This is a genomic window from Turicibacter sp. HGF1 (genome assembly GCF_000191865.1).
Lineage (GTDB): Bacteria > Bacillota_I > Bacilli_A > MOL361 > Turicibacteraceae > Turicibacter > Turicibacter sanguinis.
The window spans coordinates 1-14,809 of the sequence record NZ_AEXQ01000043.1; the positions used below are offsets into that span (position 1 = coordinate 1).

14 protein-coding genes are annotated in these 14,809 nt (G+C 33.8%); 6 read left to right on the top strand and 8 right to left on the bottom strand.

Features of this window, described 5'->3' with window-relative positions; translation table 11 throughout:
- Window positions 1-67 precede the first annotated feature (67 nt).
- Together HMPREF9402_RS04215 and HMPREF9402_RS04220 are read right to left on the bottom strand one after the other, a co-directional pair.
- Window positions 68-1,234 carry an MFS transporter gene (locus HMPREF9402_RS04215; protein ID WP_229059698.1) on the bottom strand — a complete coding sequence of 389 codons (1,167 nt, stop codon included), beginning with the start codon at window positions 1,232-1,234 and terminating at the stop codon, window positions 68-70.
- Window positions 1,235-1,384: 150 nt separating this feature from the next.
- The gene (locus tag HMPREF9402_RS04220) at window positions 1,385-2,320 is read right to left on the bottom strand and encodes a hypothetical protein (RefSeq protein ID WP_009606616.1); all 936 of its coding nucleotides are present in this window, start codon (window positions 2,318-2,320) and stop codon (window positions 1,385-1,387) included.
- Window positions 2,321-2,444: 124 nt separating this feature from the next.
- Between HMPREF9402_RS04220 and HMPREF9402_RS04225 the strand changes: the two genes are divergently transcribed.
- Window positions 2,445-2,963, top strand: a complete 519-nt coding sequence (locus tag HMPREF9402_RS04225) for a TetR/AcrR family transcriptional regulator (protein WP_009606615.1) — start codon at window positions 2,445-2,447, stop codon at window positions 2,961-2,963.
- 34 nt (window positions 2,964-2,997) lie between these two features.
- Here HMPREF9402_RS04225 and HMPREF9402_RS04230 read toward each other — a convergent pair whose 3' ends face one another.
- The 3 genes from HMPREF9402_RS04230 to HMPREF9402_RS04240 all read right to left on the bottom strand — a co-directional run bounded on the left by HMPREF9402_RS04230 (window position 2,998) and on the right by HMPREF9402_RS04240 (window position 5,196).
- On the bottom strand, window positions 2,998-3,267 hold the full coding sequence (locus HMPREF9402_RS04230) for a phage holin family protein (protein WP_009606621.1): 270 nt from the start codon (window positions 3,265-3,267) through the stop codon (window positions 2,998-3,000).
- A 23-nt stretch (window positions 3,268-3,290) separates the two neighbouring features.
- A complete protein-coding gene (gene bsh, locus HMPREF9402_RS04235; RefSeq protein WP_009606620.1) occupies window positions 3,291-4,280 on the bottom strand; it encodes a choloylglycine hydrolase in 990 nt (329 codons plus the stop codon).
- Between the two features lie 139 nt (window positions 4,281-4,419).
- The gene (locus HMPREF9402_RS04240; protein WP_009606623.1) at window positions 4,420-5,196 is read right to left on the bottom strand and encodes a pentapeptide repeat-containing protein; all 777 of its coding nucleotides are present in this window, start codon (window positions 5,194-5,196) and stop codon (window positions 4,420-4,422) included.
- Between the two features lie 119 nt (window positions 5,197-5,315).
- On the opposite strand from HMPREF9402_RS04240, the gene HMPREF9402_RS04245 reads away from it, so the two are divergent.
- The 3 genes from HMPREF9402_RS04245 (at window position 5,316) to gltS (ending at window position 9,143) form a co-directional block, all read left to right on the top strand.
- Window positions 5,316-5,588, top strand: coding sequence for a hypothetical protein (locus HMPREF9402_RS04245; protein WP_009606618.1), 273 nt, complete (start codon window positions 5,316-5,318; stop codon window positions 5,586-5,588).
- 104 nt (window positions 5,589-5,692) lie between these two features.
- Complete coding sequence (locus HMPREF9402_RS04250; protein ID WP_238526645.1) at window positions 5,693-7,720, top strand: pectate lyase family protein; 2,028 nt, start codon at window positions 5,693-5,695, stop codon at window positions 7,718-7,720.
- Between the two features lie 229 nt (window positions 7,721-7,949).
- Window positions 7,950-9,143: a sodium/glutamate symporter gene (gene gltS, locus HMPREF9402_RS04255; protein ID WP_006785388.1), complete on the top strand. Its 1,194-nt coding sequence runs from the start codon at window positions 7,950-7,952 to the stop codon at window positions 9,141-9,143.
- A gap of 88 nt (window positions 9,144-9,231) precedes the next feature.
- On the opposite strand, the gene HMPREF9402_RS04260 is transcribed toward gltS, so the two are convergent.
- Together HMPREF9402_RS04260 and HMPREF9402_RS04265 are read right to left on the bottom strand one after the other, a co-directional pair.
- Window positions 9,232-10,026, bottom strand: coding sequence for an HAD family hydrolase (locus HMPREF9402_RS04260; protein WP_006785389.1), 795 nt, complete (start codon window positions 10,024-10,026; stop codon window positions 9,232-9,234).
- Window positions 10,027-10,194: 168 nt separating this feature from the next.
- Window positions 10,195-11,061 (bottom strand): MurR/RpiR family transcriptional regulator, encoded by an 867-nt coding sequence (locus HMPREF9402_RS04265; protein ID WP_006785390.1) that lies wholly within the window; start codon window positions 11,059-11,061, stop codon window positions 10,195-10,197.
- 137 nt (window positions 11,062-11,198) lie between these two features.
- Between HMPREF9402_RS04265 and HMPREF9402_RS04270 the strand changes: the two genes are divergently transcribed.
- Window positions 11,199-12,611 (top strand): MDR family MFS transporter, encoded by a 1,413-nt coding sequence (locus tag HMPREF9402_RS04270; RefSeq protein ID WP_006785391.1) that lies wholly within the window; start codon window positions 11,199-11,201, stop codon window positions 12,609-12,611.
- A 33-nt stretch (window positions 12,612-12,644) separates the two neighbouring features.
- Here HMPREF9402_RS04270 and HMPREF9402_RS04275 read toward each other — a convergent pair whose 3' ends face one another.
- Window positions 12,645-13,265 (bottom strand): cyclase family protein, encoded by a 621-nt coding sequence (locus tag HMPREF9402_RS04275; RefSeq protein ID WP_009606622.1) that lies wholly within the window; start codon window positions 13,263-13,265, stop codon window positions 12,645-12,647.
- Window positions 13,266-13,371: 106 nt separating this feature from the next.
- On the opposite strand from HMPREF9402_RS04275, the gene cls reads away from it, so the two are divergent.
- Entirely contained in the window at window positions 13,372-14,796 is a 1,425-nt protein-coding gene (gene cls / locus HMPREF9402_RS04280; RefSeq protein WP_009606619.1) for a cardiolipin synthase, read from the top strand.
- Window positions 14,797-14,809: the final 13 nt, after the last annotated feature.

Genomic DNA, 14,809 nt, shown 5'->3' on the forward strand with positions numbered 1-14,809 from the left:
AAGATGACTGTTTTTATTTTTATAAAGTTTTATTTAATCTAAAGTTACTACCCTAAAGAGTTAATATCTAGTTTGATTTTTTCAATTTTCTCGTTAAGCAAATAATTGAGAATAACATCACGATAAAGGCGATAAATAAAGTTAATGGAAATAAATTCAATCCAAATAATTCAGCTATCAGACCAAAGAATGGTGGTGTTAGTATAGTAGCTGCATAACAAGCCGCTATTTGTGTTCCCATAACAGATTGAGAAAGATTTTTCCCAAAGTTTTCAGGTGTTAAATGAATTAGGTTTGGAAAAATAGGGCTAATCCCCAGTCCAATCAGAAATAATCCTAAAATTGAGCTTTCTAAAGATAAAGGTAATAGTAATAATAAAATTGCTAATATGGTAATAAATTGACCAATTTTTATTAACTTCCAGCTTGATAATTTATCGGCTAAAATTCCTGATAATAAACGTCCTAGTGTCATCCCAATATAATATATCATAATTACTTTTGCAGCATGATAAGAAGCCATTCCTTTTGCATTTACGAGAAATGTACTTGTCCAGACAGCACATAATGATTCCATTGCACCTAATCCAATAAACGCGCCCCATACCCAACGTACTGATGGAATTTTAACTAATTCAGATAGTTTCAAGGGATGAGTCTTTTCTTCCTGAACATGTACTGATTCTTTGACCCTATTCCAAAGAGGAAGTGATATGATACAAATCATTGAAATAGCTAACTGAAAATAGAAAACATTCTGATAGCCGTTACGCCAGTCAGATTGATTAGATAAGGCCATAGACATCAAATAAGGACTAAACGAAACTCCTATTCCGTAAAAACAGTGTAAGAAATTCATGTGTTTAGATGAATAATGAAGAGCAACATAGTTATTCATAGCAGCATCAATTGCACCTGCACCTAATCCAAGTGGAATAGCTGATAAACATAACCATAGCAAATTATTTGATAAAGAAAACCCTAGTAATGCAATAGCTGTCATGGATGTACTAACCGCTGCTACCTTCCCTGTCCCAAACTTATTGATTACTCTTGCGCTTAATAAGCTTGAAATAACCGTTCCTACTGAAATTAATAATGAAATACAACTAACAGTAGAAACAGGTAATCCAAACTCACGATAAATGGCTGGCCATGCTACCCCGAGTAATGAATCAGGAATTCCAAGTCCAATATAAGCAATATAAATAATAATTAATAATATTGTTGTCATCATTATGTCCTCCCTATTTTGCTACTATACAACAGATTAATATTTAAAAAAATAAAATAATTTAGGATACCCATTTCAACTTTAGCCAATTCTTACTATAATCCGTAAAGCTATCTTTACTTGTTGAGAAATTTATTTTTTCATCGGTCATTATTCTTTAATTTGAACATCTTGCCAATTATCTAAATTAGTTAAGATTTCAGGGACATCACCAGAAAAAGCTTGACCAGCTTCTTCATCATTCATTAATGTGTACCTAAACCAAGCTGTCATATAACCATCAGCATGAGTTAGCATTTGGTCATGCTCAACATTCTTTCGTCTTCCCATAATGGTAAGTTGTTCACTTTCTACTCTGTTATAATTATCTATTAAAGATAAAAGAGGTGCTATTAACTCAGCATCAGACTTTCCTGTAGCTGCTACTTTAAAATAAGGGATTTTTATTTTTGATACATCGTAGTCCCATTCAAGTGCTTGAGCGAGCTCTAAAGCTGTGGTACTTGCTGTATAGAGCGACGTAAATATGTTGCTATTATCAAAGCTTGTTATAGCATTAATTGCACCCACACCTCCTTGTGAATGCCCTGATATTCCAATATTACCTAAATCTATTTTGCCAAAAAAAATACTTTCGTTATCTTCATTTAAAGAAAGGATGTAGTTCAACATAATAGATGACGACTTACCACTTGCTGAATTTTTATCATCGTTTCCTACCACAATAAATCCCCACGAAGCCAAATGTTCAAATATTGCACCATACTTTGTATAGGGAACCCCTGTCCCATTTACTAACAAAACAACTGGATATGTTTTATCAGCCTTTTCCTCTAATTCTAACGGATACCATATTTTGTACTCCTTAAATAATTCTTCATTGCTATTAGCTTTAATAGACTCAACTTCATACTCCCCACGATTAGTATATTTCTTTTCAATCATGCCCACTGCATCAACTTGATTATAGTAGTTACTTTTAATCGGTCTTGAGCCTATGAACATAGCAATGATTAAAAAGACAACTATTAATAACAAGATAATTGTGACAACAATAAAAGTGTTTTTCATTAACCTAAAAACCATCGACAAACCTCCTTGACAATTCATTTATACATAGGTATCCTCTAACGGAGACAAATGTATCATCTACTAAAATAGAAAACAAGATATCTGGAAAAAATGAGACAAATTGGAGGTTTTGTATCACATGAAAAAAGAACAAAATAATTCATTTGTTAAAGAGCAAATTACTCATGCACTTTTAAGTTTAATGAAACATCACCCCTTTGAAGACATTACAATTACAGAGATTGTAAAAAATGCACTGGTTAGTAGAGCTTCTTTTTATAGAAATTTTATAAATAAAGAAGATATTTTAAAACAACATTTGGTGAAATTAATTCAAGAATGGGGAACTGAGTTTGAGCAAAGTAAAAATCCTAATTTTGTCGAAAGTCTATTTGGTCATTATCTAAAATATGCTGAAACCTATCAATTACTTTATAAATGTGGCTTATCTTATTTAGTTTTAGATACGATTAAATCTGTATGTGGACCCAAGCCTGAACAAGAAAATATCCAGGCCTATACAAATGCATGGCTAGCTTGTGGCCTGTTTGGATGGATTGATGAATGGATCATAAGAGGAATGCAAGAATCTCCAATAGAGATGGCAAGATTAGTTGAATGGTCACAACAATCTAACAATAGTTCACCTATTAATTAAAAGAAAAAAGAGCTAGTTAACTAGCTCTTTTTTCTTATTTTTCATCACTCTGAACTTGAATCAATTGCTTAAATAACTGATGAACCCCCGTACTCGAAAGTCCTGAAAACATTCCCCCAAGAACAATATCAGGTGAAATTCCTTTATTAATCCAAACATTTAGTATCAAACCTAAAATAGCCATAATTAATGGAATATATTTATTCTGTACAAGAGTTAAACTATTTTTGATAACATACCCCACACACAAACAAATTCCTACAATGACCGGAATACAGTTAGTTTGTAAAAAAGATAAATCCATCTTTAATCCCCCTCATAGTTTACTTAATTTTGTTTCTGTACTACCAGTTTATCTTGATAAGGAAACACCTTAACTTCAAAGGCATCTAAATTCTCGTCAAATAAATGAATAGCATTAATTTGATTATTATTATAAGTGTTATAGTAATAAACGCCTGTCTCTAAACACATACAACTAGTACACTGCGTTTTCAAATATTGTTGGTGGCAAGTAACAGCAGTTCCTTTGATAACAGCCACATTACTTAAAATATGAAAAGTACTTGTTATTAAAGCATCTTCTCCTTTTTCTACTCTAATATGATTTCTTAGAAAAGCTGCTTTTACAAAACGAGATGAAGATGAAACATCTCCTGGCAGTCCGATTCCCCCAAAACCTTCTGAGTCAAAACTTAACTCCTGATGTCCCCACTTCACCTTATGCGGATTCGTCACTTGTATATTCATATACCGATTTAAATTTATGAGATGCCAATCGAATGTTGGAGCATTAGTTAAAACTCCCACCTTATTATTATAAATTCGAAAATTCCCCTTCGTTTTTTCTATTACAATAGACTGTCCTGTACGATCAGTTACAATCCAATGAACATCTACTGATACCTCTTTCCCTTCAAGCGGCTCATTAACTAGATTTACATTTTTTAATCCGTCTTTTACTTCCTCAAGAGATTGAAAATTTGCTAAAATCCAATAAACAAAATCATAAGGAGCCACATTTATTTTATCTTTATCCAATGCTTTACTCCATGAAGCATATTTAGGTAACTCTAATACAGCGCAAGCTAATCCCTTTTCATTCATCCCGTCAACTAATAAGACATGATTTTCAAACGTCGTAGACATTCCAACCATCGCGTATTTATTTTTCTTTTTTAGGCTCATGATAGTATGAGTAAATGCATATGACCTCGGAATCAAAATAACAGCAACATCTAATAAAGCCACAATATCTAAATTTCTCCCTAATGCATGCAATCCATCTTGTGTCTTTAATGTAATAGCTGTACACATCTCTATCCTCTCCCTATATTCATTCAAAAAAAGAAGAGGCAACTTAAAAAGTACCTCTCCTTATCATATTATGAAAGCTATTAGTATTTTAGACTAACTGAAAAGTCAATTCAAAACCAAAGTCTAGCGAAAAATTATATTACCAGTGCGCAGGACGTGATAGCCAATTTGGAATTTTTGTCTGCTGATCTCCTTTGGCCACATTAATCTGGGATTGCGTTAAAAATAAACATTTATCAAGTTTAGCCCCCCTAATATCTGCATCTCTAAAATCTGCCGCAATAACATTAGCTCCACTTAAATCCTGATTCTTCAAATTAGCTGCAATTAATAGTGCCCCTCTTAAATCCGAGTTAATTAGATTCTTTTTCGTTAAATTTTTTCCCATCAAATCTTTGCCAAGTTTCTCACCTGATAACGTTCCAATCTGACGAAGAATTTTATTGACCTCATCACGATATGATTCAATATCTAAAACTAATAATGAAGCGAGATCAAGATACGTTAACTGAACAATCTTCAGTCTCATCTCTTCAACTTCTTTCTTAAGTGAAATCGATACCTCTTGTAAGCTCGCATCTGTTAAATACCATAACATCTCATGTAACTGACGCATCACCACAAAGGCATCAAACATCTCAGTCTTAGATGATTGCTTCCAATCAATTCCCTTATACGTGACCTGTGCGACCTTTTGGCCCGCCCCAAAGCAATCATAAGCAGTGCATCCTTTTAAACCTTTATCACTTAACGACTCGTGAATTTTACAACTAAAGTCATCACTTAAATGAGAACACGGCTTCCCTGCAACCTTATCACTTGGAAAACCCTCAAACTTCGAAAAATATAGTGCCACACAACAAAGACCGAAACAATTTTTACAATCAATTTTTAAATCCTTAAATTTATCACACATCCTAAACAACTCCTTAATCCTCTCACATAACCTACTTTTATTTTAACGTGACCTAGTTATAAATCCTAGTACTTTAAGCAAAACTATAATGAACACCTAATCTGAAAGGATGATTTCAAATGACTGATAAATACGATTACGTCTTTAAATGGATTAAAAACGCAACAAAGCCAGAACGTCATATTGATGAAGTTGAAGCTTTTGCTAAAAAACACCCTGTATTATTTATGAAATACCACAAGTTATTTAATCCTATTGTAAATCATAGCGAAACCGACCCTGAATACATTGAAGCTAAAGAAAAACTCATTAAATTATTCTCGGAAAACGAAGAAGATTTTAAACCAGTCTTAGATGCAGTAAAAGAAAAATTTAGCGGAAAATATTTTTAATTAAGGAGCCTCAGACTAGAGGCTTTTTTGATGCCATGACATTCTTTTCACTTTTTTATCTCAGTCATTTCCCTTATGATGATACATATTAAAAACCAGGAGGAATGACCTTGAAGCTTACAAAAAAACATTTATCTTATTATAGCTTCGCTTTTATGACAGCTAGTTTACTACTAACACAAAAAAGTGATGTTTTAGCATCAAACATATACTTTTCAGAAGATTTTGAATCAAACTACGACCAGTGGGAAATCCAAAGAGGGAGCTTTAATATTATTTTAGATGAAACCAATACAATTGGACATACCTCTACTAATAGCGAAGGTCGTATCATGCGTGGCGATTTATCATGGACTGACTACAGTATTTCAGCAGATATGAAAGTTCTTGACTTCAATGGATCTAATCGTGCTTTTTTATGTGGCCGATACACAGACGGGAATAACTTCTATGGGGTAAGTCTAAGCAGCAAAAATGGATTAGAACTACGTAAGAAAGTAAATGGGGCTTCTTCGGTAATTGCCCAGGTAAGTACAGAAATTCAACAAAATACTTGGTATAACGTAACACTCGAAATGCAAGGTTCTATCTTAAAAGTATATTTAAATGGGAAACTGATGATAGAAGCAACTGATGATTCTTTAACAGCTGGTGCTGTAGGACTAGTCGCAAGCAAAGTTCAAGTCAACTATGACAATATTTTAGTAACTGATGTTGATAACACAGTAACACCAGATTCAACACCAAATCCTGATCCTTCTCCAATGCCACAACCAACGCCAGAACCTGAACCTACTAAAGATCCGACTCCTGAAGTAAAACCTGAAGCCAGTCAATCAAAGTATTCAGTAGCGGGATTTGCTGAGGGTGTAACTGGTGGAGGTGAATTAGATGAAACTAGCCCTTACTACATCAAAGTTACAAACGCTAAGGAATTAGGAGAAGCTCTTACTAAAAAGGCTTCAACCAAAGTCATTGAAATTATGAATGATATTGACCTGGGGTGGAATGTTATTGGACCAAGTGCTCAAGTCGCACCATTTACCTCTCATAACACTGCCTTAACTCACCCTATTTTAAAAGAAACAGGTGTCAGTAAGATTATGATTGATGGATTTGATGGTCTGACAATCTTCTCTAAAAACGGGGCCAAACTCACTCATGGAGCTTTAATCTTCAAACGTTCAAATAACATCGTCATTCGAAACATTGAATTCGATGAACTCTGGGAATGGGACGAATCAACAAAAGGAAAATATGATAAAAATGATTGGGATTACATCACACTAGAACAATCAAGTAACATCTGGATTGATCACTGTACATTTGGTAAAGCATACGATGGTGTCGTTGACTCTAAAAAAGGAACAACAGGACTAACTATTTCATACTCGAAATTCCTACCTGGTCGTGGTGAATTCTATGAAGCAATGTTTAAAGCAATGGAAGCTAACCAATCAGCCTATCCAATGTATCAATTCCTACGCTCTCAAAACCTAAGTCAAGAAACCATAATGGCCGTTGCGGCACCTCAAAAGAAAACCCATTTGATTGGAGCTACAGAAATGGCTACTGATAACAAGGACTTAGAGATTACAATGCACCACAACTACTACTTAGATTCACAGGATCGATTACCTAGACTTCGTGGTGGTAATGCACACGTCTATAATATCGTGATGGATTCACAAAATGCCTACAAAGCCCCTACTTTAATTCCATCATCAGTCGCTAAAGCCATTACTAACAAAGGCTATAGCTTCAATGTCACAAGTAATGGAGCCATCTCAACAGAAGGCGGTGCAGTCCTAGTAGAAAACTCAGCTATCCTAGGTATTAAATACCCATTACGAAATAACCAAAAAAGTGCCTCTAACTCATCTTACACAGGAAAAATCTTAGCCCTTGATACTATCTACGAGTATAAAGATATCTCCTATCGTGGAAACAGTACTGACCCTAACTCTCCATTATCACCTGAACCAGCAACAATTCTAAAATTCTCATGGAATGGATTTAATGAACTACCTTACAATTATACATTAGATGACATACAGAACTTATTATCTACCTTAAAAGAGACAGTGGGTTCAGGGATTATTGATTTAAATTGGATGAAAACTATCTATTAATGATTTTTTATTTAACTAATGTAGATTTACCCTAGTATTTTACTAGACACTAGAAAAATTGATTCAATAAAAAATGCTTTCGAATTTTTTTCGAAAGCATTTTTTTAAAATTATGATTATCAGTTATGAAGTAAAATAGTAACATATTTGATTTGTTCATACTTAAACTCTAATTTTTATATAACAATTCATCCATAATAATTAGAGAAATGAAAGGAGAGCCTAAGACATGGAACTGAATTTAAACCTCTACGAAACAATGGCTTTAGTTTCAATTATTTTTTATCTAGGAAAATATATCCGAAAGAAATTTTCGATTCTCTCTAAATACTGTATTCCACCATCAGTAGTAGGCGGATTTATTTTTTCATTAGTTACACTCTTTTTATATCAAACTAACCTCGCAGCCATAAATTTAGATACATCCTTACAAAATCTATTCATGACAACATTCTTTACAAGTATCGGATTTACAGCAAGTTTTGCTTTATTAAAACAAGGCGGTAAAAAAGTGATTACTTTCTTACTTCTTGCCATTTTACTTGTCATCTTACAAAATATCGTTGGAGTATCTCTCGCAACTGCTTTTCGGTTATCTCCATTACTCGGCCTCGCAACTGGATCTATTCCAATGGTTGGAGGACATGGAACTGCCGGATCATTTGGTCCGATTCTTGAAGGACTTGGCGTTGAACGAGCAACAACCGTATCAGTTGCTTCAGCAACCTTTGGACTAATCATGGGAAGTATTCTCGGTGGATTAGTAGCAAGAAATTTAATACTTAAACATCATTTAAAAGCTGAAAAATCAAATCAAAAACCAGAAGAAGCGGGAGGATTTAACGAAGAAAATACAAACATTCTCTCACTAAAACACATGATGAATGGTGCGTGCTTACTATTCATTGCCATGGGATTAGGATCTATTGTTTCTAAATTCATTCAAATGACAAGTTTAACATTCCCCTCTTATATCGGAGCGATGCTTGTAGCGGCCCTTATTCGAAATATTGCCGATTTAAGAGGAAAAGAACTGGTTGAAAAAGAAATTGAAACAATTGGTAGCTTATCTCTCTCATTCTTTCTAACCATGGCGCTTATGGGACTGAAACTTTGGCAATTATTCGATTTAGCTTTACCACTTATCATCATGCTAATTGCTCAATCCATTCTGATTGCACTTTTTGCTTCCTTTATAACCTATAAAGTCATGGGGAAAAACTACGAAGCAGCTGTATTCGCCTCAGCCACATGCGGATTCGGAATGGGTGCAACCCCAAATGCTATTGCCAATATGGACGAATTAACAAATCGTTTTGGATTCACACCAACACCCTACTTTGTCGTCCCACTTGTTGGGGGACTCTTCATTGATTTTATCAACTCAGGTATCATTACCATCTTTATTAACTTATTCAGCTAAATTAAAGGTCTGTATTGATTCGATACAGACCTTTTTTATTATTTTTCAATATTTCCATATAAAAATGAACCAATACTCTCACCTTTTATTAGCTTAAAATATATTTTTCAATCCCTGATACAATGCCATCATTCGCTACTGTATCTGTCACCACATTAGCATATTTTTTAACCTCATCTGAAGCATTCCCCATGGCAATTCCACACCCAACAGTCTCTAACATCTCAATATCATTACTTCCATCACCAAAAGCATACGTGTTTTCAATCGAGATATTCAAATAATCTAATACCTTTAAAATTCCCGTCGCTTTATGATTTTCCTTTAAATAAATTTCAAGATGTGTAGGGTGCACACTGTGGCAGTATGTATATTCCTCATGATTTTTTAAAAATTCTATACAATACTCTAAATCTTCTGGCTTTGGACATAGCACCTCTATCTTAAACGCATTGACCTGATCCACCTCGTAATCTAACATAAAATAATCTTTTAAAATCCCATATTGCTCATAAAATGGCCAAATCTTCTCATAATTCTCATATGCGTAAACACATGTCTCATCTTCTAACACAAATTCAAGATTTTTATTCTCTAAATGTGAAACTAAATTCTTTAATATCCCATTATCTATTGCTTTACTATGAATCTTTTTTCCATCAACAATCACATGAGCTCCATTAGCTAGAACGTACCCATCAAAACCAAACTCGCGAATCACTTTACTTAAAAAAGCATATGGTCTTCCTGTTGCAATAAAAACATAATGCCCCCGTCTTTGTAAATCACGTAATGACTGTTTTACACGAGATGAAATATCTTTTTTTCCATTATGACTATCAATTAAGGTTCCATCTATATCAAAAAAAATGACTTTTTTCATTAAACCGCCTCCTAAACCTACTATATTTTCTTCTCTTTCAAAGTTCAATAGAATAAACAAAGACTGGTTTAATGTTTTAAAACTTCCTGATTTTTTTTCATCATTTTGAAACTTTTTGGCACCATAAAGGCCTATCAGTGGAAAAACTAAGAGGCCTTTATAAAAAAATTAATCTTCATAATCAATTTCACGATCATCAATCGTATTCATGATTTCCTCGATATACCGTATATTCTCATCATAATCAACTTTGAAAATACAGCTGAAAAGTAAATCAAGCATATACTGCATCGCAATATGAGAAGAAAATTGAGAAATTCGATTTCTTAAGTTTTCGCGATCACTAATATATAAATAATGTTGAATCGACTGATACGGAATCTTATTTCCAAGACGACCAATTAAAATAATTTCAACCTTTTTATCCTTTAAAATATCAATAACAGATGGTAAAAAAGTTGCCTTCAAAGAATACGAAATAATAACTGCGACATGACGTTCATTCGATGAAACAGCCGTCATTCGCTGATCATAGGCTGACTTTGGGCACGTCACCTTACGTCCAATCGCACGCATTTTATCCTGGAAATTCTTTGCAACATTCATATTGTGACCATGCGTATAAATATCAATATAATCTGCTTCATAAAGTAATTTTACACACTCATTAAAATCCTCTAAATTAATCGATTGATATGTATCTTCGATCGTTGTTTCATATAAATTAAGCAATTTATTTGCAATCGTTTGATGATTATCAAGTGCTGTAAATGGAAAATTCACATCAATATGCGGGACCCCCTTGCTTTCCTCCACCAAATCTTTAGCAATCTTTACTTTAAGATCATTAAATCCTTCAAACCCAATCTTTTTACAAAAGCGATGAATCGCTGACTTAGAAGCAAATGTTTTCTCTGAAAGAGACTGAATCGATGAGGTTTGAACTTCTTCCTTATTTCTTAATATATATTGCGCCAGCTGACTTTCTGTTGGCGTCAAATTCCCACAACACTTAATCATCTTCTCAAACGTCATAATAACCTCCTAAATTTATAATCTGACCTAATCATATAACAAAAAACATAAGATAACATCCCTTATAAATAGGTAATAGCATAAAAAATTATTAATGATGAATCATAATGATATCCCTAAATTAGCGAGGTGACCTTATGAATGAATCATCATCTAATGATAAAGGCGATAACGTCATCGTTATAGCAGCCGTTTTCTTACTCGGTACTTTTATTACTTTCTTAAATAGCACCTTCATGAACGTTGCACTGCCTGATATCATGAAAGAATTAAACGTCAGTGTCTCAACTGTTCAATGGCTCAGTACAGGATACATGCTTGCTCTAGGAATCGTTATTCCTTTTACAGCCTTTCTTATTAACCGATTTAAAACTAAAACACTATTTTTAACTTCAATGTCCCTCTTTACCATTGGAACCATAATTGGAGCTTTTGCCACAAACTTTGAAGTGCTATTAACCGCTAGATTTATACAAGGTTTAGCAGGAGGTGTTACCGTCCCCCTAATGCAAACCGTATTTATGCTAATCTTTCCCATAAAAAGCCGTGGATTTGCCATGGGAATCGTCGGAATCGTCCTTGCTTTTGCTCCTGCAGTTGGCCCAACACTATCAGGCTGGATTATCAATAGCTATCCTTGGAGATATCTCTTTTATATTCCAATTCCATTCGCGATCATCGATATTATCCTCGCCTTCTTCTTACTAAAAAATGTAACGGGTGGTAAAAATGTATCCATGGATTTTTTCTCATTTATAGCCTCTACAATAGGATTTGGAGCTCTACTATACGGATTCAGTAATGCTGGAAACTATGATTGGACGGATAAATTAGTTTACCTTCCACTATTAATAGGTGCTTTATTCTTAATATTATTTATTTGGCGTCAATTAACAATGAAAGACCCCATCCTAAACTTAACTGTCTTTAAAAGCAAAACCTTTATCTTCTCTACTATTATTGTCATGATTACTTATGCAGGACTCATTTCATCCGAATTGATCTTACCCATGTACCTAGAAAATATCAAAGGATACTCCGCTTTTGACACAGGACTTGCCCTTATGCCAGGTGCTATCATCATGGGAGTTATGAACCCGATTACCGGAAAAATATTCGATAAATACGGCGCTCGCTATCTAGCATTAATCGGACTGACTATCCTAACACTTGGAACATTTGGACTCTCATTCTTAACTCCAGATACAACCAAAACATATGTGATCGTTGTCTACGCATTAAGAATGCTAGGAATTGCCATGCTTACAATGCCATTAACAACGTCAGGATTAAACTCATTACATCGTGATTTATATGCGCATGGTAATGCTGCTAATAATACATTACGTCAAGTAGCAGGTTCTATCGGAACCTCAATCATCATTACCATCATGAGTAAAGCCAGTTTGACTTCATCTTCAACAAATCCACTTGAATCGCAAGTATACGGTATGAATATTGCTTTTGCATCCATTGGTGCTTTAACATTTATCGGATTAATCATTGCTTTCTTCGTGGTCAAAAAGAAAGAGGTCATTGTAACAGATTAAATTAAAAAAGCTATCTCACGTGAGATAGCTTTTTTAATTTATCCTTGCTACAACCCTCGTTAATGAAGCCTCAGCGCGAATATTTAACGGAAAAGCCATGACTTCAAACCTCTTAACTCCCTCTAATTTTTTTAAATTTCGAAGATTTTCAATAATTAAAATATCATTTTCTAATAATTTATGATGCACTTTAAACGGATACTGATCGGGTGATGGCATATCGATTCCTATTAATTTAACACCTCGGTCTACGAAAAATTGTGCTAATTTTTCATCAACGATTGGATGATTTTCAAAATATTTATCTGTTCCAAAAAACTCATCATATCCCGTATATAACAATACAATGTCACCTTCTTGAACTTTATCCAAATACTCATCCTTTAGTTTAATAATTTCTTCATTTCGAACATCTAATAAACAGCCATTTCCAATAAATTTTTCAACAGGATAATCGCAAATAAAACGATCTTTATTTAGTAGATGACTTGGTGCATCAATATGAGTTCCAACGTGCATTCCTGTTTCTAATTTTGTATCATTGTAATAATCGCGATTTAAAAATCGATGACGATACAATTTGAGCTCGTCATCCCCTGGATAAACCGCCATTTGATGTTCAATTTCATAACTTAAATCAATATACTTTGTCAAAATTTCTTCCTCCTCTTTAAAAATAATTCTTCTTTTGATAAAGTTAGTTCATATCACATAAACTATCATTAATAGCCTCTTTAAGCTAATCCGAAAGGAGATTACCATGTTTCAATTTTTTTCTATCTTAATCCATCTTATCAACTTAGTCACCATCATGTATATGGTTTTTAAAGAAAAACGATCTGCAAATAGTATTATTGCTTGGACATTAATTTTATATATCGCTCCTCTACTTGGATTTATCGTCTTTTTAATGATCGGTCGACGAATCAATAACTCTAAAATATTTAATGTAAAAGAATCAGAACTCAAAATCTTTGAAAAATATAAACAACAAGTAGCACAAACAAACATCTCAGATTTGCCTGCCTCTAATATGATTATGGCAATCGAAAATCTCGAATACTGTCCATTTAGAAACGATAACGAAGTCGAATTATTTTCTGACGGTCAACAATTTTTCGATTCTCTACTCGAAAACCTAAAAAAAGCTCAAAAAAGTATCAACATCCAGTTTTACATCTTTAGACGAGACGAAATCGGAAATAAAATCCTCGATATCTTAATCGAAAAAGCCAAATCCGGCGTCGAAGTTCGATTCCTTTATGACTCAGTTGGAAGCCGCTCCCTCACTAAAGAAAAACTTCGAGATTTAATTGCTGTTGGAGGGAAAGTTGGTGAATTTTTCCCAGCCTGGCTACGCTTGATTAATATAAACATGAACTTTAGAAATCATCGTAAAATTGTTGTCATTGATCGTCGTATTGGATACATTGGTGGTTTCAATGTTGGGGATGAATACTTAGGAAAAGACGCTAAATTTGGATACTGGCGAGACACTCATATAAAATTTACAGGATCTTCTGTAAAAGATTTAAATTTACGCTTTTTAGCAGACTGGCGATATGCGACCAAAGAAGATATTTCCCTTCATCCAGTCTTGCCTGATTTAACGCAAAATAATCAAAATATTGGAATGCAAATCGTATCCAGTGGACCAAATACAGGAAATAAGCATGAAATTAAGCTATCTTACTTAAAAATGATTCAACGTGCTAAAAAATATATTTACATTCAATCTCCTTACTTAATTATCGATAAAAGTATTGCAGATAGCCTAAAATTAGCCGCAATCTCAGGTGTAGATGTAAGAGTGATGATTCCTGGGAAAGGTGATCATCCATTCGTTTACTGGGCAAATCTTGGATATGCTGGAGAAGTATTAAATTACGGCGTAAAAATCTATCATTACGATAAAGATGCCTTCCTACATGCTAAAACAGTGGTTATCGACGACGAAGTTTGCTCCGTTGGAACTGCAAATATGGATACAAGAAGCTTTGAGTTAAACTTTGAAGTCAATGCTATCATTTACTCAGAAGAGATTGCTAAACAACAAAAAAATCAGTTTGAAGCCGATATCTTAAAATCAACAGAATTAACCTTAACTGACTACAAAAATAGAAGCACTATTGTAAAAATAAAAGAATCTCTCTCAAGACTATTTTCAGGAGTCCTTTTAACATAAAAAAAAATCTCTA

Coding starts and splice junctions, on each gene's coding strand:
- HMPREF9402_RS04230 (WP_009606621.1), bottom strand. CDS start 3,267: ATGGATTTATCTTTTTTACAAACTAACTGTATTCCGGTCATTGTAGGA.
- HMPREF9402_RS04265 (WP_006785390.1), bottom strand. CDS start 11,061: ATGACGTTTGAGAAGATGATTAAGTGTTGTGGGAATTTGACGCCAACA.
- HMPREF9402_RS04260 (WP_006785389.1), bottom strand. CDS start 10,026: ATGAAAAAAGTCATTTTTTTTGATATAGATGGAACCTTAATTGATAGT.
- cls (WP_009606619.1), top strand. CDS start 13,372: ATGTTTCAATTTTTTTCTATCTTAATCCATCTTATCAACTTAGTCACC.
- HMPREF9402_RS04240 (WP_009606623.1), bottom strand. CDS start 5,196: ATGTGTGATAAATTTAAGGATTTAAAAATTGATTGTAAAAATTGTTTC.
- HMPREF9402_RS04270 (WP_006785391.1), top strand. CDS start 11,199: ATGAATGAATCATCATCTAATGATAAAGGCGATAACGTCATCGTTATA.
- HMPREF9402_RS04250 (WP_238526645.1), top strand. CDS start 5,693: ATGACCTTGAAGCTTACAAAAAAACATTTATCTTATTATAGCTTCGCT.
- HMPREF9402_RS04215 (WP_229059698.1), bottom strand. CDS start 1,234: ATGACAACAATATTATTAATTATTATTTATATTGCTTATATTGGACTT.
- bsh (WP_009606620.1), bottom strand. CDS start 4,280: ATGTGTACAGCTATTACATTAAAGACACAAGATGGATTGCATGCATTA.
- HMPREF9402_RS04225 (WP_009606615.1), top strand. CDS start 2,445: ATGAAAAAAGAACAAAATAATTCATTTGTTAAAGAGCAAATTACTCAT.
- HMPREF9402_RS04245 (WP_009606618.1), top strand. CDS start 5,316: ATGACTGATAAATACGATTACGTCTTTAAATGGATTAAAAACGCAACA.
- HMPREF9402_RS04220 (WP_009606616.1), bottom strand. CDS start 2,320: ATGGTTTTTAGGTTAATGAAAAACACTTTTATTGTTGTCACAATTATC.
- gltS (WP_006785388.1), top strand. CDS start 7,950: ATGGAACTGAATTTAAACCTCTACGAAACAATGGCTTTAGTTTCAATT.